Below are 24822 nucleotides of genomic sequence, written 5' to 3' on the forward strand. Positions count from 1 at the left end.
GGTTACTCCGCAGAGGTAGAGTCCTCTTGACCTTGATCTTTTCCAGCATTGCCCTTGGCAGGATAGATCTTAATTTTTTTATACAAACCTTCACCCAATGAGCGAGACTTAACACGAGCATCTTGAGCAAGATACTGATGAACGACCTTACGGTCTTTTGGAGGAAGAGCACGGTAATAAACCGCTTTTCCTTGCTCGATGCAAATAGCTTTTAGGTTTTCAGCCCTTTCAATCAACGCACTTGCAGATTCTTCACGGTATCCGCCACAATCTACAGTGATATTTGTCTTATCTTCAGGGAAGTTGTGCTGAACAACACGCTTAACCAAAAGTTGAAATGCATCCAACATTTGTCCCTTTTTATCTTTAAGAAGTTCCTCGTCACCACCAGAAAAGTCGATAGCTAAAACCGCAGATCCATCGTCTTCTTTAGAAGAATGAATCTCGAATTTCAAATCGAACTGGGCTCTGGAAATGATGCCCTCTAACGTCTCTGTTACGAGTGCTTCAACTTCGCTACCGGCACTCTTGCTTTTCCCCCCGAAAAGCTTACTAAAGAAACCCATCTTTACCTCCTATAATCAAACTATTTAGAAACAGGGTTTTTATCTCTCATCATCAAAAACTGCTGAGTAATACCAAACAAAGTACTTACGAACATGTACAGCGTAAGACCGCTCGGTAAATTCAACATGAACAAGCTAAATACCAACGGCATAAATGCCATAATTTTAGCCTGTGTTGGATCCATAGTTGTTGGAGTCATCTTCTGCTGCAAGAACATCGAAAGACCCATTAAAACTGGAAGAACATAAAATTTATCATGAACACTTAAATCCGTGATCCAAAACATAAACGGAGACTGATACAACTCTACGCTTGAATTGATCACTTTATATAGTGCAAAGAAAACAGGAATCTGAAGCAACATTGGCAAACAACCACCAAGTGGATTAGCGCCTTCGCGCTTCATTAATGCCATCATTTCTTGATTCAAACGCATTGGATCTTCTTTATATTTTTCACGCAACGTTTGAACTTCCGGCTGAATCTTTTGCATAGCCTTCATTGATTTAAAAGACATGATATTAAACGGAAGCACAATAAAGCGAACAATCAACGTAAGGAATATAATTGCAAAACCCCAGTTACCTACTAACGAGTGGCAAAACTTCAAAAGATGTAAAAGAGGAACTGCAATAAATCCAAAGAAACCAAAATCAATAACTTTGGCCATGTGAGTATCAACTGACTGCAATGCTTCCATTGACTTAGGCCCAACATAAAGAATTTGTTCAAATGAAAACTGATCTTTAAGTTGAGGTGGAACATAGTTCAATTTAGCTAATACTTCATGAGTAGTCACATCAGCAGTTAAAGACACTTTCGGCAAAAGGTCTGATTTATCTAACACCGAAGACGCAAAATAATGTGAACTTACTGCGATTAGCGGAGAAGAAGAAACCTCTTTATTAATATTTTCTTTAGCTCCCATAATGTGAATTGTCTCGATCTTGCCATTTTCTTCAATGACAAAATCTTGGAATTCCATTGATGGAAATAAGAACGATGTGCTTTTTGGTTTCAATGTTTTATCAGGAATGATCATCGACAAACCAGCCAAAAATTCCTGAGTTGGATTTTTGACTGTGAATTTATTCGAAAAACTATTGTTTTCAGCGATGTATTTGAATTCGCGTGTGATTTCCATTCCGTTAATGTTCGCCGTCCCGACATAGTGCCCAGGAGCTAACTCATTTACAGAGAAAGGAATTGGAGCCGCAGAACTATTTAACTGTGATTGAAACAAATCGTTCTTATCACTAACCGCCATTTTTATAGGATTTTTATCATGATCTGTGTAGTGATTGATCGTGACATTTTTTAAACCCATACCCAAAGAATTCAAAGAGAAGCTGATTTTTTCTGATTTGAATTCAAACATCGCTGGCGTGTACGAACTAGCAGGATTTGTATTGTTTAAGTCAGCTGTAGAATTTGCTGCACCCACTGTAGCTTCCGTGTTCACAGACTTTTCTTCAGCCTTTGTATTCACGCTTTCGGACTGAGTAGTCTGATTAGTCACGGCTGGTTTTCCATAATTTGGATACTTCTTTTGAAGATAAACCTGCCATCCAAGATAGATACCTGCGACAGCTAAAACTACGATCAAAGTACGAGGATCAAAGAACGACGGTTTTTCGTTATTATTCATGTTGATGGTCTCCAGAACAGCAAGGCGGAACCGGGTCGTATCCATATTTTCCAAACGGACGACAACGTAATACTCGGCTTACTATTAGTTTGAGTGCATAATAGGGAGAATGAGTGCGCATCGCTTCGAATGCATATTCAGAGCAATGAGGAGTGAATCGACAAGTTCCACCCATATGAGTGGTACCGATTGTCCGATATGAGGCAACGATTATCCAAAGCAACCATTTAAGACTGCTTTCGAAGAACCTCGATCCCACGATCCATAGCTTTTTTGAACTCTTCATATCCGAGTCCTTTATAAAAACCTTGGTCGATGGGTTTAAAGATAATATTGATGTCTGCTTCAAGAACATTCCCGGTCTTAGATAAAGCTCTGAAATACTCTTTGGTCCATCTCTTCAACTTATTTCGAACAACAGCAGATCCAACTTTTCTAGAAGCTGTAACCCCAAAACGCAAACAATGGCCACCCTTTATAAAATTAAAGAGTAGCCACTTATTCACCCAATGACGCTTGCCATTTTCTTTGATGAAGAGAAATTCAGAACTTCTCTTAAGAATTAATGGAGAATTACTTTCCACTTACAGAGACAGTAAGACGCTTTCTACCTTTAGCGCGACGGCGAGAGATCACTTGCTGACCATCTTTAGTAGCCATTCTTGCTCTGAAACCGTGAGTTGTTTTACGACGTTTATTTGATGGTTGGTAAGTGCGTTTCATGTTCTCTCCTAATAACTACGACGTATATACGTCTAATTCTTAACCTACGGCAATACGTTTCAGGTTTGCCAACTGTGAGGCCGTAATAAAGCACAATGCAGCATTAAGGTCAACTGTTGAAAACTAAGGCAGGGCTTGTTAGTTAAAGCGTCGACGCGGGAGTTTTAGTGGAATTGAATGCGGAATTCTGGAATCGGATAAAGCAACAGATGAAAAGTCGTAATGACAACAATAAGTTGTTAGATACGTGGCTCGATCCTATTGAATATCTAGATACCGTGAATATTCAAAGTCGTCCCAGATTGATACTTGGCGTCCCCAACGCACTACATCGTTATTTTGTCCTGGAAAACCTTTTAGATAAGATTTATTCAGAAATTTCAAGTATTTACAAATCCCCGTTCGAAGTCGAGTTTACTGTCACCGGGAAAAATGCTCACTCAAATAACGATAATAACTCTCATTTAGAGGATGGCCATGCCTCGGATATCCTTCAACAACAATTAGGTAGATCTCAGGGTATTCAACCGACTATCCAAAGGTCTGGGGCCAACATTGGATCCTTTCAACAGCCACGTCCCCCAGATATTTTAAAGCCAGAATTTTTATTTTCGACCTTTGTCGTAGGAAGAAACTCAGAATTTGCCCATGCTGCTTGCTACAATGTTGCCAGAAATCCGGGCGGTGATGACTACAATCCACTCTATATATATGGGCCTGTTGGAATGGGTAAAACACACTTACTACATGCCACTGGAAACCATATTCGTGAATTATTTCCAGATCTTAAGATCACATATATCTCTGCCGAGCGATTTTTGAATGAATGTATTTCAGCGATTCGTCGTCATGAAATGGATAAATTTCGTCAAAAATACCGGGAGCAAAGTGATATCCTGTTAGTCGATGACGTTCAGTACATTGCCCGCGGGGAAGCTGTCCAAGAAGAGTTTTTCCACACGATCAATACATTTATCGATCGCAGAAAGCAGGTCGTACTAGCCAGCGACCGTATGCCTAAAGATATTCACGGTCTTGAAGATCGAAGTAGAACACGTTTAGAGCGTGGTCTTATAGTCGATATCGGAATGCCTGATTTAGAAACGCGTATTGCAATTCTAAGATATAAAGCTGAACAAAAAAATCTTCGAGTGCCTGAAGATGTCGTTTCGTATATCGCAAGAATATCTAAACGATCTATTCGGGAACTCGAAGGAAATCTAAATAAAGTTAGAATGTTTAGCGAACTTCAAGATCTTCCAATTGATTCAGAATTGGTGAAAAGAATTTTAGCAAATCATGAAACTCAGCAGACAATATCCGCCGAAGAAATCATGAAGCTTGTAGCGGATCACTATAAAGTAAAAGTTCAAGATCTAAAAAGTACGACGCGCGCGCGCCCAATTGTGGTACCGCGCCAAGTTTCTATGTTTTTAATTAAAAAGTTTATGGATAAATCATTGGTCGAAATCGGAAAACTTTACGGCGGTAAAGACCACACGACAGTTCTTAACGCTATAAGTAAGGTCAAGAGTCTACAGTTAAAGGATCAAGATTTCGCAAGAGATATCGAAGAGTTAGAAGGTAGAATCCACAATATCACAGGGGTGTGAATTGGGCTTGTGGAAATCGATGTGGAAAAACTTTGTTTAACTTTGTGGATATAAGTTATCCCCAAAATTGATGCGAATTGAAGTGAAGCCCCCACAAACGATATCCACAAAGCTTTTTTAGTATTTACAAAGACTTAGAGTATTTGTTAGGTTTTCCACGCCCCTACTACTACTACTATATTTTTATATTAATAGTAATAGTTAATAAGAAGGTCAGTGAGTACAGAGGAACTTATGAAATTAGAAATCGAAAAAAGAGATCTATTAAACCTGATCGGAAAAACTCAGAACATTGTTGAAAAAAGAAATACAATGCCAATATTGGTAAATGTTCTTTTGGAAGCAGATACAGACAATGTAAAAGTTTTTGCTACAGATCTTGAAGTTTCATTAACTGACCAAGTTAAAACAAAAGTTCAAACCAATGGAAAAGTTGCAGTTAGCGCGAAATCACTTTTTGAAATCGCAAAGGAACTTGGCGAAGGTCCGATCACTTTAACAAAAAAAGAAAATAATTGGTTAGAGATTGGCCAAGGAAAATATAAATCTAGAATCGTAGGGATCAGTGCAGACGAGTATCCAATTTTCCCAACCTACAATTCTCAATCATTTATTCAAATTGAAGCTCCGGTATTAAAAGAAATGATTGATAAAACAATCTTCTCTGTATCTACAGACGAAACTCGTTATCATCTCAATGGTGTATTTTTCGAATTAACTCCACAAGCTGGATTTAAAATGGTCGCAACAGATGGACATAGAATGTCTTTAGTTCACAAACCATCTGTGGAAATTAAATCAAATATTTCTCATGGTGTGATTATTCCAAGAAAAGGTCTTCATGAAATCAAAAAGATCCTTGAGGGTGTGGATGGATCTGTGGAAATCGCTATTGAAGGATCTCAATTTATTCTGAAACACAACACAACAACTTTGATGATTCGTTTGATTGAAGGTAAATATCCAAATTATCAACAATTTATTCCACAGGCATTGCCACAAAGAATTCACATAGATCGTGAAAAGTTCTTAACTTCATTACGTCGAGTATCGTTGTTGGCTAACCAAAAATCAAAAGCTGTGTTGCTAAATTTTACCTCTGGAAAAATGGAAATCTCATCCAACAATCCAGAACTGGGTGATGCTACTGAAGAACTTGATATCGATTACAAAGGCTCAGATATTAAAATTGGTTTTAATGCTAAGTTCATTCAAGATATCTTGGTTTCAATGAATCATGACAGCATCGATTTTGAACTCAAAGATCATTTGTCTCCGGGAATTATTAAACCACACAGTGATATCTCGTATACCTGTGTAGTTATGCCAATGAGAATCTAATGATTTTTGAATCCGTTCGCATTCGTGATTTTCGAAACATTCAGAATGCAGATCTCCAGTTCTCTCCGCGTTTAAATGTACTAGTCGGAGAGAACGGCCAAGGAAAAACGAATATTCTAGAATCCCTTTTTTTGCTTACTCAAGGTGATTCGTTTAGGTATTCAGATAATCACACGTTGATTAAGCATGATTCTGCGCAGTCGTTTTTAGCGGCTCGTGTTTCGCAGAATGATTTAGCCTACGTGATCAAACTAAATTTACTTAAATCTAGAAAACAAACTTTTTTAAATGAAAAACGAGTCACGGCATCCGAGATAAGAAAAATATTTTCAGCTGTTGTCTTTTCCCCAGAAAGTCTTTCAGCAATTAAAGAAGCTGCTGATCAACGAAGAGAACTCATTGATGATCTTTTGTCATCTTTTGATAAAAATAATTCAGATCTGATTCTCGATTTCAAAAAAGCGCTTAAAACTCGTAATAAGATTTTAAAAAACTACGTTGAAGGTAATACCCCAAAAGATTCAACCCTAATGCTTCTAGAAAGCCTTGAGCCAAGTTTTTTACGGTTGGCCGCTACCCTGACCTTCAAAAGAATCCAAGCGCTTAATTTAATCCATAAAGACTTTAATCATGCGATGGCCTATATTTCAGGCACTTCTGCTAAAGACTTAGGCATTCAGTATTTGATTTCGTCAAACAATGCGATGAGCTATGCGCAAGCCGATGTGTTCGATGCTTTGCAGAAAAGAATTGTCGAACTACGTGATGCGGAACTCTCTTCGGGAACTTCATTGGTTGGGCCACAAAAACACGACATTGTGTTTCTATATAATCAAAAAGACTCAAGATTTTTCTGTAGCCAGGGGCAGCAAAGAGCGATCATATTATCTTTCAAAATGGCCCAGATTGTGTATCATAGGAAGGCTTACGGAGTGTATCCCGTGTTGATGTTAGATGACGTTCTTTCCGAGCTAGATAAGGCAAAGAGGGACGCGCTGATTTTATTTCTTCACGATATCAATACACAGATTTTTGTAACAACTACAGATTTTAATCTGTCCGACGAGTTTAATCTCGATCAGATTTCCGTAATGAACGTCAGGGATGGAAATATCACTACGTAAAGTTAGCTAGTGAGGGGCATGTGTCAGATCAAAATGTTAGTTCAACAGCAGTTCAGGGAAACTATTCTGCGGACTCTATCCAGGTACTTGAAGGATTAGAAGCCGTTAGAAAACGTCCAGGTATGTATATTGGTGATACTGGATTCAGAGGATTTCACCACCTTGTGTATGAAATTGTGGATAACTCAGTTGATGAATCTTTGGCAGGTTATTGTAAGCACATCTACGTAACTATTAACGCCGATGAATCTATCACTGTCGAAGATGATGGCCGTGGGATTCCAGTAGGTGCTCACAAAAATGGAAAGTCTGCTCTTGAAGTCGTTATGACTGTACTTCACGCCGGTGGTAAATTTGACGGTGGCGGATATAAAGTATCTGGTGGACTTCACGGTGTTGGTGCCTCGGTTGTAAATGCTTTGTCAGTTCGTTGTGCAGTTGAAGTTCATCGTGAAGGTCATGTTTGGAGACAAAACTTTGAACGTGGTAAAATTCTTCATGCTGTTGAAAAAGGTGAAACATCTGAGCGCACTGGAACTAAAGTCACTTTCAAACCAGATCGCGATATTTTCAAAGACGAAACTCTAAGTTTTGATTTTACTACATTAGCAAATCGATTTCGCGAACTAGCATTTCTAAATGCGGGTTTGCATATTTCGTTGAAAGACGATCGCACAGGTAAAAAACAAGATTTTCAGTACGCAAATGGCGTTGCTGAATTTGTCACTTACATGAATACGTCAAAAAAGCCATTGCACAACGATGTCGTTTATTTCCGCGGTGAAAAAGACAATGTCGATGTTGAAATCGCAATGCAATGGAATGACTCATATTCGGAATCAATATTTACTTATTGCAATAACATCAATACACACGAGGGTGGAACTCACTTGATGGGTTTCCGTGCTGCTTTAACTCGCACAACAAATGCCTATGCGACCGAAAAGAATCTTTTGAAGGATTTAAAACAAAACCTTGAAGGTGAAGATATTCGTGAAGGACTTGCGGCAGTTATTTCAGTAAAAGTTCGCGAACCTCAATTTGAAGGTCAGACAAAAACTAAACTTGGCAATACTGAAGTAAAAGGAATTGTTGAGTCTTTGGTGAATGAAAAACTCGCTGATTGGATGGATCGTAATCCTTCAACGGCAAAAAATATTGTCAGTAAATGTGTGGAGTCGGCTCGGGCACGTGAAGCAGCTCGTAAAGCACGTGATCTGACTCGTCGGAAGACGGCTTTAGATGGTGGATCTTTACCAGGTAAAATGGCCGACTGCCAAGAGCGTGATCCTGCACTTTGCGAACTTTATCTGGTCGAGGGAGACTCGGCAGGTGGATCTGCAAAACAAGCTCGGGATCGTAAGACACAAGCAGTTTTACCTTTAAAAGGTAAAATTCTTAACGTTGAAAAAGCACGTTTTGATAAAATGCTTTCAAACGAAGAAATTAGAATGATGATTTCAGCGTTGGGAACTGGTATTGGAAAAGATAATGTTAATGTAGAAAAAATTCGTTATCACAAAATCATTATCATGACAGATGCTGACGTCGATGGATCTCACATCAGAACTTTGTTACTGACGTTCTTCTATCGACAAATGCCAGATGCTTTAGCTAATGGTTATATCTATATTGCTCAACCACCTTTGTACCGCGCTAAAAAAGGCAGTAGTGAAACTTACCTGAAAGATGAAGCAGCATTAACCGAGTATCTTTTGAAAACCGGTTTAAACGCATTCACACTTAAGGGAAAAAATTCTTCTGAACAAGAATTGCGTACAATGATTTTGGGTATTCAAAAGTTCAACTCATTATTAAAAACTTTGTCGGCAAAATATGATACTGATGTACTTTACTACTTCTTATCAAAAGTTGCTGATCTTAAAGCAACGCTAAGTTCAGAATCTAAGTTGGAAGATGAGCTGAAGAATCTTGAAATTTGGATTAAAGCTCATCAACAAACTTCAGGAATTACTGAAGTAAAAACTTCTGTGAAAAAAGATGAAGACGGAAAAATTCATGCAGACGTGTTTACGGTTCGATACGCTGAACGCAAGACGACCCAATTTTCAGCGTCTTCATTGAATGCACCAGAAATTATTGAGCTAATGAGTATTTGGAACTCGATCCAATCAGTAAATAAATTGCCAGTTAATATCATCCAGGGTGAATCCGAATTTAGTTTTGATAACTATACTGAATTTTATAACCATGTGATGGAATCAACAAAAAAAGGTATTTATATCCAACGCTATAAGGGATTAGGAGAGATGAACCCAGAGCAACTTTGGGAAACGACTTTGAATCCTGAAAACAGAACTCTGTTACGAGTGACAATTGATGATGCAGTTGCCGCAGATGAAACATTCTCTGTCTTGATGGGTGAGGCCGTAGAACCACGTCGTCAATTCATTCACGACAATGCATTATTAGTTAAAGGCTTAGACGTATAAAAGAGGCTATGTAAATGGAAGCAAATCAGAATAAGGGCGTTAGCCTCATAGATATTAACAAAGAAATGCGCGATGCATACCTTCAGTATTCGATGTCGGTAATCGTAGGTCGTGCATTACCCGACGTTCGTGATGGTTTGAAACCAGTTCATAGACGTGTCTTGTTCGCACAAAATCAAATGAATAACGTTCATAATAGGCCATATCTTAAGTCTGCTCGTGTGGTCGGTGACGTTATCGGTAAATACCACCCGCACGGTGATTCGGCTGTTTACGATACAATGGTTCGTATGGCTCAGGACTTTTCTTTGCGCTACCCTCTTGAAGATGGCCAAGGAAACTTTGGTTCTATCGATGGCGATTCTCCGGCAGCCATGCGTTACACCGAAATCAGAATGACAAGATTGGCAGAAGAGATTCTGTCAGACCTTGAAAAAGAGACCGTGGCTTTTGGACCGAACTATGACGACTCTTTAGAGATTCCGCTTGTGATGCCTGCAAAATTCCCGAACCTTTTGGTGAATGGATCTGCGGGTATTGCTGTTGGTATGGCCACAAATATTCCGCCGCATAACTTGGGTGAAGTGATCGATGGCTGTACACATCTTATCGACAATCCGGATTGTTCAATCGACGACTTGATGGTTCATATTAAAGGTCCAGACTTTCCTTCTGCGGGTATTATTGCCGGTCGTGCTGGAATCATTCAGGCCTACAAAAAAGGTCGTGGAGTTATTTCGTTAAAAGCGGTCACTGAAATTGTACAGGTTAAAGATCACGAAGAAATTATCGTGACTGAAATTCCTTACCAGGTGAATAAAGCCAAACTTATTGAAAATATGGCCGATCTTGTTCGTGAAAAAACGATCGAAGGTATTTCTGATATTCGGGACGAATCGTCTCGTGAAGGTATGCGTATCGTTATCGTTCTTAAGCGAGGCGAGAATGCCAGTGTTATATTGAATAGACTATTCAAATACACTCAACTTCAAACAAGCTTTGGTATCATCATGCTTGCCTTGGACGCGAAAAACCAACCGGTGACTTTCGACTTAAAAGGCATGTTGGAAGCCTTCGTAGATCACAGACGCGATGTTGTTACAAAACGTTGTATTTATGATCTTAAAAAGGCGCAAGAGCGTGCCCATATTTTAGAAGGTTTAAAGAAAGCTTTAGATCATATCGATCAAGTTATTGCGACAATCAAAGCTTCTAAAGAGGCCGCTGAAGCGCGCACCAATTTGATGGCAAAATTTGAATTCAGTGAACGCCAGGCCCAAGCTATTTTGGATATGAGACTTCAACGTCTTACTGGTCTTGAACGTGAAAAGATTGAAAATGAGTTGGCTGAAATTCAGAAACAAATTGATTGGTTGAAATTCGTTCTTTCTGATGTTCGTGAAATCTATAAAATTATTAAAAATGAATTAGTAGAAATCAAAGCTAAGTATGCTGATGAAAGAAGATCTCAGCTTACTGGCGACATGGAAGATCTTGAAGATGAAGACTTGATTGCAGACGAAATGATGGTCGTTACAATCACGAATACTGGCTACATCAAGCGTATTCCAATCGAAGAGTACAGGCTGCAAAAACGTGGTGGTAAAGGCTTAAAAGGTATGGAAACTCGAGAAGAGGACTACGTGACCGAAATCTTTACGGCTTCCACCAAAACGATGCTCCTTGTCTTTACAGATAAGGGTAAAGTTTACTGGTGTAAAGTTCACCGTCTTCCACTTGGAAATCGTTCTTCAAAAGGAAAAGCAATTGCCAATGTAGTTCAATTGTCAGCAAATGAAAAAGTCCGCGCTATTCTTCCAATTACAGAATTCCGCGAAGATAAGTATGTTGTTATGCTTACTGAGCGTGGAATCATTAAGAAGACTTGCCTTGATGATTTCAGTAATCCTCGTCAGGCTGGTATTATTGCCTTAACGACAGATCTTGATGATGCAATTATCGATGTTAAGATTTCCGATGGTACATCTGATATTTTCATTGCTACAAAAGAAGGTATGTCTATTCGTTTCGATGAGGGTGATGTTCGTCCAATGGGTAGAACTGCTCGTGGGGTAAAAGCTATCACACTTGCAAAAGATGATATTGTCATTGGACTTGATGTCCTTGAAAGAAATTCTAAGGACACAATCCTTATGGTAACTAGCAAAGGATACGGTAAACGTACCGAGCTAGAAGAGTATCGACGTCAAAGCCGTGGTGGTGTGGGTATTATTACTCAGAAAACTACTGATAAAGTTGGTATCGTTGTCTCAACGAAAAAAGTATCTGCAGGACATGAGTTGATTGTGTCTACCGATAAGGGCCAAGTTATCAGAATGAAAATTGCAGATATTTCTGTTCTAGGTCGTAACACACAAGGTGTTCGCCTGATCAATCTTGATGATAAAGATGAATCAGTATCTGGAATTGCTGCAGTTGACGATGAGGATAAAACTGGCGAGGAGACTCACTAGTAATGACCACTCGTGGTCTAATTCTTTTATTGTTTGTTTCAATTTTATCGGCTTGCTCCAGTCAGGAGCAGGCCGATTTTAATTCAGCCCAAAAAGAAATAAATCAAGGTCATTATCGAATTGCCTTAGGTCATTTTGACCAAGTTATTAAAAGAAATAAAACAAAGGAATTGGTCGTCGAGGCATTGCGAGAGTCAGCACGTATATCTTTTTTTGAGGTGCAAGATTATCCCCGCGCCATCGCATACTATAGACAGTTGACACTTAAGTCTCCTGACCAGACAGAACGTCTAGCGAGCCAAAAACAGATAGCTCAAATTTATTTTGATAATCTTCAAGATTATTCCAACTCTATTGTCGAATTTAGTAAATTACTTCAAATGAAGCCTTCTACAAAAGACGCTTATACATATAGAACCAATATTGCTAGATCATGGTTTTACACGAACAATTTTTTTCAAGCATCTTCAGAGGTAGATAGTCTTTTAAAAGAGCCGCTTGATCTTGAATCCCGCTTCGACATACAGCTACTAAAGGGGAACATTTTAGTTGCTCAGAAGAATTACAAAGATGCTGTAGCTCAGTTTGTGGCACTGCTCGAAAATAATCCGGAACGTGCCGGCAAAGAAAACGTTATTCTAACCTTGGCAGTTTGTTACGAAGAAAACTTCGAATTCAAGCAGGCAATCCAAGTGCTTGAAAAATATAGAAATATCCACAACCAACCTGAATACATAGATCTGCGTATCAAAAGACTTAAAGAGCGTATGAAGAATGCACCAGGCGCTCGAGGGATGAGAAAATGAAGAAGTATCTTGTATTCGCAGGCATGGGATTTGAGCTGGTTGGGATGATTTTAGGAGCCTATTACCTGGGAGCCTATCTTGATAAAAAATACAATACTGGTGGCCTGATCTTTGTTGGACTTAGCTTTTTAGGACTAATTGGTTGGCTAATTCGGGTCATTTGGTTAATAAAACGCCTACAAAAACAAGATGGCGAAGAATAGTCGATGAAATTAGTGGTCCTTATTCAATTTATAGTAGCGGTTGTTGGAAGCCTTCTTGTTGGGTGTTTCTGCGGCGCACAACAGTCTTATTCCTTCTTAATTGGAGCCGGACTCATACTTCTTAATTTTTTATTGCTGGGATTGGCTTGGAAGCTGATTTTTGCGCAGAAATTCGTTGCCCTATCTATAGGTGTCATTGTATTTAAGTACGCGATTTTAGGAATTATTATTTTTAAACTCGTCAAAAACCCTTGGGTCAGTTTGTTATGGTTTTCGATGGGGGTTGCTACTTTTATGATTCCTGCAATCGCTTACGCAATTAAAGAAGCTTTAAATAAAAAAGAGGAAATGTAATGTCAGCGTTTAACTGGACACAAATGATTCCTGGAGTTGCTGAAAATCACTTAGAACACGTTGCTACTTTAGGTATCGCAACTGTTGCGGCGATGGGAATTGGCTTAGTTGCAAAAGCTCAATTAGGAAAAGGTGAAGAAGCGGTACTACCTGTTTCTAAACTTTCTGTTCGTGGTATTTTTGAAATGCTAACTGAAATGGTTTCAGGTTTAGCAACTATGGTTATTGGCGAGCACGGAAAACACTACGTTCCTTTTTTCACTTCTGTTTTCTTCTTTGTTCTTTTTAATAACTTAATTGGTGTTATTCCTGGAATGACTCCGGCAACAGAGAACATCAATACATCATTTGGTTTCGGTCTTTTGATTTTCCTTACCTACAACTTCCAGGGTGTGAAGGAAAATGGTGTAATTAATTATCTTAAACATTTTATGGGTCCGGTACTATTCCTTGCACCTTTAATGTTTGTTATCGAACTAGTATCACACATGGTTCGCCCGTTCTCGTTGGGTCTTCGTCTTGCCAACGTTATGATGGGTGACCACACAGTACTTTCTGTGTTCTTGGATTTAGTTCCAATTGGCGTACCAATTCCATTCTATGTAATGGGTTTATTTGTATGCTTTGTTCAGGCATTTGTATTTACTCTACTTTCTATGGTTTATGTCGCATTTGCGATTGCACATGATCACTAAGAGTAGAAATTAACAATAAGGAGAATCCACATGAAAAAAATGATCGTTGCACTTGTTGCTATGGTTGCTGCTGTTCCTGCATTTGCTCAAGAAGCTGCTGCTACTGCTACTGAAGCAGTTGCTCACACTGCAGACTCTTCTCACCTTGGTTTGAAAGCTTTGGCTGCTGCTATCGCTATCGCTTTGTCAGTATTTGCTGGCGCAATGGCTCAAGGTAAAACAGCTTCTACAGCTTTGGAAGGTATCGCTCGTAACCCAGCTGCTTCTGGTAAGCTTTTGATCCCAATGATCTTGGGTCTTGCTCTTATCGAATCACTTGTTATCTACGCTTTGATCATCGCTTTGAAACTTGCTTAATTGTTTCAATCGACGATTCGTTGATAATAAAAGGTCGGCTTCATGCCGGCCTTTTTTATTTAATGGACATAAAAAAAGCCTCTTCCTTTTATGGAAAGAGGCTTTTGAATTATAAGGAAATACCTATAGATATTTGTTAACCACTTCTTCGACTCTACTGCGGATTTTGTTCATACCAGCTTCTGTGCTGGCCTCATAACGAACAACCAGTACCGGCTGAGTATTCGAAGACCGACATAGAGCCCATCCATCTTCAAAGCTCAGACGAATGCCATCGGTTAAATCAATTTTATAATCGGCACCAGGTCCGCCCTTGAATGCTTCTTTCATTTTTTCCACAATCAGAACTTTCTTTTCTTCAGTCGTATCGATACGAATTTCTGGAGTGTTAAATGCATTTGGCAATCCCTCTAGCAGTTGAGGGATTGTTTTGCCCGTCTTTTTAATAATTTCGATTAAGCGCAATGCCGCATAAGGAGCGTCGTCGTAACCATAGTTTCTATCGGCAAAAAAGACGTGACCTGACATTTCGCCACCAAACGGTGCTTTTTCGACTTTGATTTTTTCTTTAACTAAAGAGTGTCCTGTTTTCCACATGATGGGTTGTCCACCATGTTTTGCGACGTCATGATATAATCGATCAGAGCACTTAACGTCGCCAATGATCTTGGCACCTTTTTGTTCTGCCAAAATTGCTCGGGAAATAATAACCATCATCTCGTCTCCGTAAACCATACGACCTGTATGATCCACAACTCCGATACGATCGGCATCACCGTCGAATCCAATTCCGCATATAGCACCTTCTTTAAGTACTTGTGCTTTTAAGTCGACTAAATTTTCTTCAACTGTTGGATCCGGGTGATGGTTTGGAAATGTTCCATCGGGTTGCTCAAACATAATTGTCGGATTTAAGCCAACAGCATTGAAAAGACCTTTTACAACAGATCCGGCAGCGCCATTACCACAGTCAATGACGACTTTAACTCCAGAAAGATCGCCAAATTCTTTTTTGTAGCGAGCATAATACATTTCGCGAATATCGAAATGCTCTTCTTTGCCTGCTCCCGAAAGGAATTGCCCTTTTTCGATGATCTCGCGTAGTTTTTGGATTTCGGCTCCGAAGATGGTGCCTTTTCCTACAGAAATCTTAAAGCCATTGTATTCAGGTGGATTGTGCGAACCAGTAATTTGAATAGCGCCATCAACACCGGTAAGTTCAAAAGTAGAAAAATAACAAACAGGTGTTGTCACTAAACCAAGATGAACAACATTGAATCCAGACTCTGTAAGGCCCTTTGCAATGTTTTTAACAATAGCTGCACAGCTAGTCCTTGCATCATGCCCAATTGCGATTTTACCAGTCGACAAACCTTTATTCTGGTTCATATAGACGGCATAAGCCTTACCAAGTAAATACGCGAAATGGTCGTCAAACTGACCGTTATAGACTCCACGAATGTCGTATTCTCTGAAAATTACTGGTGTAAACATGTGTACCTCGTCTTGCTATAGATATAGATTATTTGGAAGGACGTCGAGTCAATTTTAAAGCCCAGTTAAGGGCGTCAATCATAGAGTTCGGGTTGGCAATATTTTTGTCGAAAATATCTTTCGCCGTCCCGTGATCTACACTGGTTCTAACAAAAGGTAAGCCTAAAGTGACATGAACTCCATTATCCTGTCCGTGATGCATTTTAAACGGTATAAGACCCTGATCATGATATTGAGCTACAAAAAATGAAAATTTACTCCAAGATTTTGGATTAAATGCGGCATCAGGAACAAGGGGGCCGCTTAAAGGCAGCTTCATTTTTTTCGCGTAAGAAGCAGCCATCTTCCAAATGCGCTGATCGTGTGGGCTTATAATTCCATCCTCGCCCGCGTGGGGATTTAGGCCCAAAAAGCCAATGGGACTTTTCCGATTTTTTGTATCAACAAATGGGACTAAGTTTTTAAGAGTTCTTTCGATCCTGTCTTTAGTTAAAGCTTTAGTCACTTTATCGATAGAGATATGGTCTGTCGTTAATACTACAGAAAAATCTTTTCCAAAAAAGGCCATGTTCAGTTGTTTAGCTTTAGTGACTCTTTTAAGAATTTCAGTATGTCCTAGGTCGGCAAAGCCGCAGGATTTAATAAGTGTCTTTGAAAGAGGCCCTGTTACTAGGGCGTCGAATTTTGCTTCAAGGCAAGCTATTGCACTTTGCTCAACCCACTCTGGTGGTTGAGTATTTGACCTGATAAGTACGACACTATCTTTTTGTTTCAAAGTCGTGGAAAAATGATAGGCGTCTTCCAAGCTTTCAACTTCAAAAACGTTCCATTTTAAATTCAGCTGGTTTAGATAGCGTTTAGATTGAAGGCCATGATTCTTGAATGGAACCCACAATATTGGCAAAAATGAAAGCGATGGATAGCTTAAAAGCGCTTTACAACAAACTTCAAGCCCAATCCCGTCCTTGTCGCCGCTTGTGATGATTATTCGTTTCATGGCTATTGATTCACGCGAATAAACGCTTCTTCTTTTTTACGAGAAAGCCAACTTTGAAATTGTTTTCCAAACGCCGCATCTAACAATTTGGCTTTAATTTTTTCTTTTTCTTTTTCAAACGCAGGATCGGGAATTTCTTTTTTTGAATTTAGTTTTAGGATATGAATTCCGCGCTTTGAAGGCACAAGTCCAGAGTATTGTCCGACTTGCAAAGATGAAAGAGCCTGATCAAATTCGGCGCTTAGTTCGCCAGTTTTAAATGTGCCAAGCAGGCCACCGGCCGTGAAATCTGAATCTTCTGAAGATTGTTCGGCCAGCGTTTCAAATTTTCCACCCTTTTTTAGTTTTTCCAAAACATCTTGAGCGCGTTCGGCGGCCTTCTCTGCGCCGCCTGATTTTTTCGGATTAAAAAAGATATGGGCAACTGTGTATTCATTGACCCTTCCCTTTGCAGATGGCTTGCCTTTTTGATACTCAGCAAAGGCTTCATCGTCAGAGATTCTAAGTTTAGAGGCAATTTCTCCATCTAAAAGGCTTTGTTTTTCAATTCGAGCTTTTATGAAAACCTTGTACTCTTCAGCGTCGATGCCTTGACCTTTAAGAGCGGTAACTAGTTGACTTTCATCCATGCCATTTCGCTTGGCAATTTCTTTAAATTCTTGATTTGCTCTTTCTTGTGTAACTGAGAAACCTTGCTTTTTAATCTCGGAAGCCAGGATCTTTTCAGCAATAAGGTAATCCAGAATAGCCTTTTTATTACCTTTTAAACTGGCTGTAGATTTTCCATCCAGCAAAGTTTCATCGATAGCGCCTGGCTTATCTAAGTTGGACTCAACTTTCTTTAGGTCGGAATCTAATATAACTTCACTATTAACAATAGCCACAGTTTTATCCACAAGCTCTGCTGAAGCCTGTGTGGAAAATACCAAAATAAAAGGCAGTACAAATTTATTCATTTTCGTCTCGAGTTTCAATTTTGATTGAATTTATGGTTTCATAATCTTTCAATACCTTGCTACTACGAATTTGGTTATCGAGCCACGAGATATACAAAGACTGTTCTTTTTGAGCCATTAAAGAGTTAACAATAAAGTTTTTAACCTCAGCTAAAGCTTTTTGACCTGCCGGCTTCTTTCCTTCAACGCGCGCAATATGAAATCCGAAGCTGCTTTTAAAGCTTTGGACACTATTGGCTGGTGCCTTAAAGAGTGGGTCGAAAAAATCTACAGAACCTTTTTCAATCCAACCAACGAGTCCACCCTCTTTTCCTTCAGGAGCAATCGAATATTTTTTTGCGGCCTCAGAAAAATCCATTTTCTTTAGTTCGGCTTTTACTGCGTCGGACTTGGCTTCGTCGTCGATTAAAATCTGCCGAATAAGAATTCTTTCGGGAACTGTAAACTTATCTTTATTGGCATCATAATAAGCCTGAATGTCCTCTGTGGATGGAGCCTTAGCGTTTTCAGTGATCTTTTTAAAGACGGCTCGGTCAATCATTGTGTCGCGAAGTTTTTCTCGCCATTCGGAAAAGGACATGTTGTCGACGGCCAGTGATCTGCGGAACGATAAATCATCAGGATAGTTGCCCCGCATCTTTTCGACCTCTTTATCAAGTTCGTCGTCAGTTACGGAAAGGTTCTGAGACACTGCCCAATCTTTAGTGATCGATTGTACAACAAACTCGCGCAGAATTTTTTCCTTTAGGCGGAAAATATTATTAGAATCTTTGGCTGATATAGCATCGAAATTTCTAAGCTCACGCGCAAGCAAAGACGAAAACTCTTTTGTTGAAAGAGCATGGTCATTTACTTTGGCTACAGGTTTAGTGGATATCTTTTGATAGCCCGATGTGCAGCCTAAATTCAAATTTATAAAAATAAAAAGCCCCGCTAAAGCGAGGCTCTTTTCTAAACTCATTACAACTTCCGATCTTATTTTAATAGTTCCGGATTGGTTTTAATCGAGTAGCCCTTTTTTAGCTTTTCGAAGTAACCATTAAAGATCGCTTTTCTTTTTTCGTCAAAGACTGCCGCACGAATTTGGCGCTTGTTGGCGTTTTCGTAACTTCTTTTTCCAGTCAATTTAATGATATGGAAGCCAAATTGTGTCTCGATAAGGCCCTTAAGTTCACCAATCTTCATGCTCATAAGCGCATCGTAGTAGGCCGGAACCAAAGTAACGCGTGATTGCCAACCAACGTCTCCGCCAGCCTGCTTAGACAAAGTGTCATCCGAGTAAAGCTTTACTAATTCTTCAAAAGGACGCTTAGACTTTTGAACTTCAGCCCAGATGTCAGTTGCGCGTTTCTTCGCTTCAGCGATCTGTTCTGCAGAGGCTCCTGGTTTAAATTCAACTAAGATATGGCTTGAGCGTAATTCAGGATTGTTTTTATACCATTCTTGCATTTCTTTTTCGGAAACTGGGATCTTCTGAACTGTCATGCCAATTTCTTTTTCAAGCAATGCTTTGTACATTTCTTGTTTGAATCTATCTTGAACCACTGGGTCGTTTTCCATCCCGCGCTTAGCGGCTTCTTGAACGCCGACCTCAAAGCGAACTAAATCTTCAAGAAAGACTGTTTTAGGAGGAGGATTCGTCGTGAGTCTACGAACTTCTTCGTATTTTTTATTGAACTCTTCAACGGTGATTTTTTTAGATCCGACAACTGCAACCACTTCGTTCTTTTGAGCAAAAGAGAATGAGGAAACCAGAGACGCGATTACTAGCAACGATACAAATTTCATACTTTTAAAGTCCTTTTTAAAAGTTGTAGTTCTATTTATATGACGCTAGCACCCGAATACTTATTGGGCAATGACTTTCGAAGCTTCGGCTTTAGTCTTGTGCAAAATGGATTCTAGACTATTTGCCAGCTCTGGATCGCGGGGATCTTGATCCTTAGTGATGGCTTCAATTGGTGAGTTTAGATAGATAACAATTTTAGAGAATGGTTTAGGTAGATATGTTTTATTCCAGCTTCTTGGAAAATTCCAGGCATTCGAGCACACACTTGACGTAGGAACGATTGGAATCTTTAAAATTCTAGAAAATTCGAATACGCCGGGCTTCACTTTGTGTAACGGACCCTTGGGACCATCCACCGCAAAGCTGCAATTTCTCCCGTCTTTTACTAAACTAATAAGACCTTTTAGCGCCTGAACGCCTCCTCGGGTCGAAGAGCCTCGAGAGGTTTTTGTGCCCATTAAGTGCAAAACCTTATTCATGAGCTCGCCGTCTTTTGAGGTCGAAACAATTGTGGCCATGGGATATCGACGAGCAATTTGAAGCAAAGCCAGTTCATCACCATGAAAATGGGCAATAATAAACGAGGACTTATTCGCCAAAGCATTTTTGATTTCAACAGGCTCAATAAAACGAACCCTCCACGTCGCCGAGAGGGTTCGATAAAAAATCCATACAATATAAGGAAGAATATATTTCCTAAACATTGGGTCTTAGTGGGCTAGAAGTTTTTTAAACTCTTCAGTAAGTTTTGGAACTACTTCTAAGGCATCACCAACAATTCCGTATGTCGCTTTTTGGAAAATGGGTGCATTTGGATCGCTATTGATTGCAACAATAACTTTGGATCCGCTCATACCAGCTAAGTGCTGGATTGCCCCAGAAATACCAACAGCAATATAAAGTGACGGAGCAACAGTTTTGCCCGTTTGACCCACCTGCATGTCATGAGAAACCCAGCCAGCATCAACGACTGCGCGAGATGCGCCTACGGTAGCCCCAAGCACATCGGCTAGATCATTCAATACTTTAAAGTTAGAAGCTTCTTTAAGGCCTCGGCCACCAGAAACAATAACATTTGCTTCAGTTAAATCGAGCTTTTCAGAGGCACCTTTTACGACTTCTTTGATCAAAGTCTTAAGGTCTGTTGCAGAGTGCGCATGCTCGGAAGTGTTTGCACTTTTAGAAGTATCTGCGGCCACAACTGGAAGTTGGTTTGCACGCATAAGCACGATCTTAATTGCGCAATTTTCGAAATTAACGTTGGCAAAGCATTTGCCAGAGTACATTGGTTTTTTTGCTGTGACCGTGTCGCCAGAAATTGTCAGCTCTGTACAATCAGAAGCAATGCCTGCGCCAATGCGTGCAGCAAGACGAGGGAATAGATCGCGACCCGTTGAAGAGGCTGATGCCAAAATAATTTGTGGCTGAGCTTTTTCAACGATAGAAGTCATTGCCGCAGCAAAAGACTCTGGATTATAGGCGTCTAATGAGGCGTCTTTGATGATGTGAACTTCAGTTGCGCCGTTGTGGGCAACAGCAGCCTGAACATCACTTGCTTTTGATCCGAATACGACAGCAGCTACGGTGTTTCCCGATTTTGCAGCAAATTGAAGTAATTCAATTGAGCTTCTTTTAAGTGTGCCGTTTGAGTGTTCAGCAAATACTAGAATTTTAGCCATGAATAACTCCTTATAAAACCTTAGCTTCTTCGCGAAGAAGTTTAGCTAGTTCTGCAGCTTGAGCCGAAGAATCACCAGAAAGCATTTTTACTGGTGGTTTTTCAGCAGGAAGAGAGAATTGAGAATACTTAGTTTTAATTTCAGTCGCAGGAATATTTAGAGCGGAAAACTCTACTTCTTTAATGACCTTTTTCTTGGCCTTCATGATTCCTGGAAGGCTTGCATACCGAGGCATGTTCAAACCTTTATTGGCAGCAACCAAAGAAGGGTTCATCATCTGAACAACTTCTTTAGATCCACCTTCAACATCGCGCTCAACAGTTACAGATTCTGCTGAAAAATTGAATTTAGATACAACGGATGTATGAGGAATCTTTAAATATTCTGCAACCATCTGAGGAACGCTTGCCGCATTATCATCAATAGCAAGTTTGCCAGAGAAAATAAGCTGAGCCCCACCTTCGGCTTTAATGACTTCCGACAAAGCTTTTGCCGTTGCAAGACTATCTAGGTTTTCAGCGTTTACTACGATGCCCTCGTCGGCGCCCATGGCTAAGGCAGTTCGAATCGACTCTACGACTCTTGCCTTTGGTCCAGCACTTAGAACCCATACTTGCGAGCCTGGATTCGCATCTCGAGTTTTAATAGCTTCTTCAACAGCATACTCATCGTATGGGTTCATGACCCACTTGATTCCTGCCGTATCGATATTGTTTCCATCAGCTGCAATTTTAATTTTAGTTTCGGTATCAGGTACCTGTTTGATACAAACAAAAATCTTCATATCTATACCTCATTTGTAGAGCCCTCGTTCTATCTCAAGTCTAGAAAAGGTAAAACCATATTATGTATTTAACGTGTTGCAATACATAGTTCGTGACATGGACTTTTTGAGGTGGCAGGAGTAATACTTGTACTGAAACTCAAATGAGAAATTATCAATGAACAAGAAAGGGACTTTCATGTCGGGATTCTTTCGTTCCACTGTCGGGAAAAAATACTTAATGGGTATTACCGGTCTAATTTGGGCGGGCTTTGTGCTTGCACATATGGCGGGGAACCTTTTAATTTTTGTAAGCCCAGATGCTTACAATGCTTATGGACACGCGTTAACCAGCGGAAAATTTATTTACGTTGCTGAAACGGTATTAATTCTTTCATTTATCGTTCACGTGTTTTCGGCCATCAGCCTTACTATTCAGAACAGGCAGGCAAAAGAGAGTCGTTATTCTGTTGAGGCCTCTGGCGCTAAAGCTGTGACCAAGGCATCTAAAATGATGGCTGTTCAGGGCTCGGTTGTGTTGGTTTTCATCATCATGCACATCCTAACCTTCAAATTTGGAACCTACTATGAAACAACGGTTGATGGTGTTGTGATGCGCGATCTTCATAAATTGGTGATCGAAGTGTTTCAATCGCCGGCCTATGTTGTTGGTTATATCGTGTGCTTAATTTTGTTGGGCTTCCACTTAAGTCATGGTGTCGGTTCTACATTCCAATCCTTGGGTCTTTTGCAGCGTGGAATGGCAGATAAGCTTAAAAAGCTTAGCTATACCTATGCAGTTGTTGTGGCATTGGGCTTTATCTCTCAACCGATTTACGCGTTCTTTTTTGCGAAATAAGGAGTGCAAATGTCTGTTAAATTAGATTCAAAAATTCCTTCTGGAAATATTTCGGACAAATGGACTAATCATAAATTTAGTTCCAAATTAGTGAACCCTGCGAACAAGCGTAAGCATTCTGTTATCGTTGTTGGTACTGGATTGGCTGGCGCTTCTGCTGCGGCCTCGCTTGGTGAGCTTGGCTACAAAGTAAAAGCATTTTGTGTTCATGAATCCCCACGTCGCGCGCATTCAGTTGCCGCTCAGGGTGGAATCAATGCTGCCAAGAACTACCAAAATGACGGCGATTCTATTTATCGTTTATTTTATGATACTGTAAAGGGCGGAGATTTCCGCGCTCGCGAAGCCAATGTTCACCGTCTTGCAGAAGTATCGGTAAACATCATTGACCAAGCAGTGGCTACTGGCGTGCCTTTGGCTCGTGAATACGGCGGACTGTTGGCCAATCGGTCTTTTGGTGGTGCTCAAGTTTCACGAACTTTCTATGCCCGCGGACAAACTGGACAACAGTTGTTGTACGGAGCTTATCAATCAATGATGAGACAGGTTGAGCTTGGTCAGGTCGAACTACGCACTCGTCGTGAAATGCTAGATTTGGTAATCGTTGATGGCAAAGCGCGTGGTATTATTGTTCGCAACCTTGTGACAGGTGAAGTAGAATCTCACGAGGCAGATGTCGTTATTTTAGCGACCGGCGGATATTCGAACGTCTTTTATCTTTCAACAAATGCAATGGCTTGTGCCGTTACGGCAGCGTGGAGAGCGCATAAGCGTGGCGCATTCTTCGCGAACCCTTGCTTTACACAAATTCACCCAACTTGCATTCCAGTTCATGGAGAGAATCAGTCGAAGTTAACTTTGATGTCCGAGTCTTTGCGTAACGATGGACGGGTATGGGTTCCGAAAGCAAAAGGCGACAAACGTCACCCAAGCGATATCCCTGAGTCAGAACGCGATTACTACTTAGAGCGTGTTTATCCTTCTTTTGGTAACTTAGCTCCTCGTGACGTGGCTTCTCGTCAGGCGAAATATGCTGTCGATGAAGGTCGCGGAGTTGGCGAGTCTGGACAAGCGGTTTATCTTGATTTTGCCGATTCTATTAAGCGCCTTGGTAAAGATAAAATTTCCGAGCGCTATGGCAATCTTTTCGAAATGTACGAAAAGATTACTGGAGAAAATCCATACGAGCGTCCAATGCGTATTTACCCGGCGCCTCACTATACTATGGGAGGTCTGTGGGTAGACTATAACTTGGAGTCAACGATTCCTGGTCTCTTTGTTGCCGGAGAGGCGAACTTCTCTGATCACGGAGCCAATCGTCTTGGAGCCTCTGCTTTGATGCAAGGACTTGCAGATGGTTATTTTGTATTGCCTTACACAATTGGTAATTACCTAGGTAATACGAAGCTTGAAAAGGTTTCTACGAATCATGATGCATTTAAAAATGCTGAAGACGGCGTAAGAAATGAAATCAGCAAGCTTATGAATATCAAAGGAAACAGAACTGTTGAAAGTTTCCATAAAGAACTTGGCCGTATTATGTGGGAATACTGTGGTATGGCCCGTTCGAAAGAAGGCCTTACGAAAGCGATTGGAATGATCCAAAAGCTGCGTGAAGAATTCTGGACGAATGTGCGCGTTCCAGGCGACGCAAATTACTTAAATCCAGAGCTAGAAAAAGCATGTCGTGTTGCTGACTTTATCGAGCTTGGTGAGTTGATGTGTCACGATGCTTTAGAACGTGAAGAGTCTTGCGGTGGTCACTTCCGAGTTGAACACCAAGAAGATGGTGAAGCTAAGCGTGATGATCAAAACTTCTGTCACGTTGCTGCCTGGGAATGGCAAGGCACGGGCAAAAAACAAGTTCGTCACAAAGAAGAGTTATCATTCGAAAACGTTAAACTTGCTACTCGTAGCTATAAATAAG

25 protein-coding genes are annotated in these 24822 nt (G+C 40.3%); 12 read left to right on the forward strand and 13 right to left on the reverse strand.

What is annotated here, in order from left to right:
- Positions 1–2: 2 nt before the first annotated feature.
- Genes AC04MN_RS05230 through rpmH form a run of 5 tightly spaced genes read right to left on the reverse strand, consistent with a single transcriptional unit; the run spans position 3 to position 2938 of the window.
- On the reverse strand, positions 3–566 hold the full coding sequence (locus AC04MN_RS05230) for a Jag family protein (protein ID WP_475382135.1): 564 nt from the start codon (positions 564–566) through the stop codon (positions 3–5).
- Between the two features lie 20 nt (positions 567–586).
- Positions 587–2215 (reverse strand): membrane protein insertase YidC, encoded by a 1629-nt coding sequence (gene yidC / locus AC04MN_RS05235; protein WP_475382136.1) that lies wholly within the window; start codon positions 2213–2215, stop codon positions 587–589.
- On the reverse strand, positions 2208–2501 hold the full coding sequence (gene yidD, locus AC04MN_RS05240) for a membrane protein insertion efficiency factor YidD (RefSeq protein ID WP_475382137.1): 294 nt from the start codon (positions 2499–2501) through the stop codon (positions 2208–2210). The genes yidC and yidD overlap by 8 nt, the downstream gene beginning before the upstream one ends.
- A complete protein-coding gene (gene rnpA, locus AC04MN_RS05245; RefSeq protein WP_475382138.1) occupies positions 2443–2799 on the reverse strand; it encodes a ribonuclease P protein component in 357 nt (118 codons plus the stop codon). The genes yidD and rnpA overlap by 59 nt, the downstream gene beginning before the upstream one ends.
- Complete coding sequence (gene rpmH, locus AC04MN_RS05250; RefSeq protein WP_475382139.1) at positions 2789–2938, reverse strand: 50S ribosomal protein L34; 150 nt, start codon at positions 2936–2938, stop codon at positions 2789–2791. Before rpmH ends, rnpA begins: the two co-directional genes overlap by 11 nt.
- A gap of 167 nt (positions 2939–3105) precedes the next feature.
- On the opposite strand from rpmH, the gene dnaA reads away from it, so the two are divergent.
- The 10 genes from dnaA to AC04MN_RS05300 all read left to right on the forward strand — a co-directional run bounded on the left by dnaA (position 3106) and on the right by AC04MN_RS05300 (position 14358).
- Positions 3106–4551: a chromosomal replication initiator protein DnaA gene (dnaA, locus tag AC04MN_RS05255; protein WP_475382140.1), complete on the forward strand. Its 1446-nt coding sequence runs from the start codon at positions 3106–3108 to the stop codon at positions 4549–4551.
- A 234-nt stretch (positions 4552–4785) separates the two neighbouring features.
- Positions 4786–5892 (forward strand): DNA polymerase III subunit beta, encoded by a 1107-nt coding sequence (dnaN, locus tag AC04MN_RS05260; RefSeq protein ID WP_475382141.1) that lies wholly within the window; start codon positions 4786–4788, stop codon positions 5890–5892.
- On the forward strand, positions 5892–7016 hold the full coding sequence (gene recF, locus AC04MN_RS05265) for a DNA replication/repair protein RecF (RefSeq protein ID WP_475382142.1): 1125 nt from the start codon (positions 5892–5894) through the stop codon (positions 7014–7016). The genes dnaN and recF overlap by 1 nt, the downstream gene beginning before the upstream one ends.
- Positions 7017–7036: 20 nt before the next feature.
- The gene (gene gyrB / locus AC04MN_RS05270; protein WP_475382143.1) at positions 7037–9469 is read left to right on the forward strand and encodes a DNA topoisomerase (ATP-hydrolyzing) subunit B; all 2433 of its coding nucleotides are present in this window, start codon (positions 7037–7039) and stop codon (positions 9467–9469) included.
- 14 nt (positions 9470–9483) lie between these two features.
- On the forward strand, positions 9484–11943 hold the full coding sequence (gyrA, locus tag AC04MN_RS05275) for a DNA gyrase subunit A (protein ID WP_475382144.1): 2460 nt from the start codon (positions 9484–9486) through the stop codon (positions 11941–11943).
- Between the two features lie 2 nt (positions 11944–11945).
- Positions 11946–12749, forward strand: coding sequence for a tetratricopeptide repeat protein (locus AC04MN_RS05280; protein ID WP_475382145.1), 804 nt, complete (start codon positions 11946–11948; stop codon positions 12747–12749).
- Complete coding sequence (locus AC04MN_RS05285) at positions 12746–12952, forward strand: AtpZ/AtpI family protein (protein WP_475382146.1); 207 nt, start codon at positions 12746–12748, stop codon at positions 12950–12952. Before AC04MN_RS05280 ends, AC04MN_RS05285 begins: the two co-directional genes overlap by 4 nt.
- Before the next feature lie 3 nt (positions 12953–12955).
- A complete protein-coding gene (locus AC04MN_RS05290) occupies positions 12956–13306 on the forward strand; it encodes a hypothetical protein (RefSeq protein WP_475382147.1) in 351 nt (116 codons plus the stop codon).
- Positions 13306–14001 carry a F0F1 ATP synthase subunit A gene (gene atpB, locus AC04MN_RS05295; protein WP_475382148.1) on the forward strand — a complete coding sequence of 232 codons (696 nt, stop codon included), beginning with the start codon at positions 13306–13308 and terminating at the stop codon, positions 13999–14001. The genes AC04MN_RS05290 and atpB overlap by 1 nt, the downstream gene beginning before the upstream one ends.
- Before the next feature lie 30 nt (positions 14002–14031).
- Positions 14032–14358: an ATP synthase F0 subunit C gene (locus tag AC04MN_RS05300; RefSeq protein ID WP_475382149.1), complete on the forward strand. Its 327-nt coding sequence runs from the start codon at positions 14032–14034 to the stop codon at positions 14356–14358.
- 123 nt (positions 14359–14481) lie between these two features.
- Here AC04MN_RS05300 and AC04MN_RS05305 read toward each other — a convergent pair whose 3' ends face one another.
- The 8 genes from AC04MN_RS05305 to AC04MN_RS05340 are packed head-to-tail and all read right to left on the reverse strand — an operon-like array spanning position 14482 to position 22057.
- Positions 14482–15852: a phosphomannomutase/phosphoglucomutase gene (locus AC04MN_RS05305; RefSeq protein ID WP_475382150.1), complete on the reverse strand. Its 1371-nt coding sequence runs from the start codon at positions 15850–15852 to the stop codon at positions 14482–14484.
- Positions 15853–15880: 28 nt separating this feature from the next.
- Positions 15881–16849 (reverse strand): PdxA family dehydrogenase, encoded by a 969-nt coding sequence (locus AC04MN_RS05310; RefSeq protein WP_475382151.1) that lies wholly within the window; start codon positions 16847–16849, stop codon positions 15881–15883.
- A 2-nt stretch (positions 16850–16851) separates the two neighbouring features.
- A complete protein-coding gene (locus AC04MN_RS05315; RefSeq protein ID WP_475382152.1) occupies positions 16852–17805 on the reverse strand; it encodes a peptidylprolyl isomerase in 954 nt (317 codons plus the stop codon).
- The gene (locus AC04MN_RS05320) at positions 17798–18766 is read right to left on the reverse strand and encodes a peptidyl-prolyl cis-trans isomerase (protein ID WP_475382153.1); all 969 of its coding nucleotides are present in this window, start codon (positions 18764–18766) and stop codon (positions 17798–17800) included. The genes AC04MN_RS05315 and AC04MN_RS05320 overlap by 8 nt, the downstream gene beginning before the upstream one ends.
- A gap of 14 nt (positions 18767–18780) precedes the next feature.
- Positions 18781–19593 carry a peptidylprolyl isomerase gene (locus AC04MN_RS05325; protein ID WP_475382154.1) on the reverse strand — a complete coding sequence of 271 codons (813 nt, stop codon included), beginning with the start codon at positions 19591–19593 and terminating at the stop codon, positions 18781–18783.
- A gap of 60 nt (positions 19594–19653) precedes the next feature.
- Complete coding sequence (locus tag AC04MN_RS05330; RefSeq protein WP_475382155.1) at positions 19654–20298, reverse strand: lysophospholipid acyltransferase family protein; 645 nt, start codon at positions 20296–20298, stop codon at positions 19654–19656.
- Positions 20299–20304: 6 nt separating this feature from the next.
- On the reverse strand, positions 20305–21273 hold the full coding sequence (locus AC04MN_RS05335; protein ID WP_475382156.1) for an electron transfer flavoprotein subunit alpha/FixB family protein: 969 nt from the start codon (positions 21271–21273) through the stop codon (positions 20305–20307).
- Between the two features lie 10 nt (positions 21274–21283).
- A complete protein-coding gene (locus tag AC04MN_RS05340) occupies positions 21284–22057 on the reverse strand; it encodes an electron transfer flavoprotein subunit beta/FixA family protein (protein ID WP_475382157.1) in 774 nt (257 codons plus the stop codon).
- A 178-nt stretch (positions 22058–22235) separates the two neighbouring features.
- Between AC04MN_RS05340 and AC04MN_RS05345 the strand changes: the two genes are divergently transcribed.
- Positions 22236–22895 (forward strand): succinate dehydrogenase cytochrome b subunit, encoded by a 660-nt coding sequence (locus AC04MN_RS05345; protein WP_475382158.1) that lies wholly within the window; start codon positions 22236–22238, stop codon positions 22893–22895.
- A gap of 9 nt (positions 22896–22904) precedes the next feature.
- Positions 22905–24821: a fumarate reductase/succinate dehydrogenase flavoprotein subunit gene (locus AC04MN_RS05350; RefSeq protein WP_475382159.1), complete on the forward strand. Its 1917-nt coding sequence runs from the start codon at positions 22905–22907 to the stop codon at positions 24819–24821.
- Position 24822: the final 1 nt, after the last annotated feature.

The organism is Bdellovibrio sp. ZFWA1, from assembly GCF_056175665.1.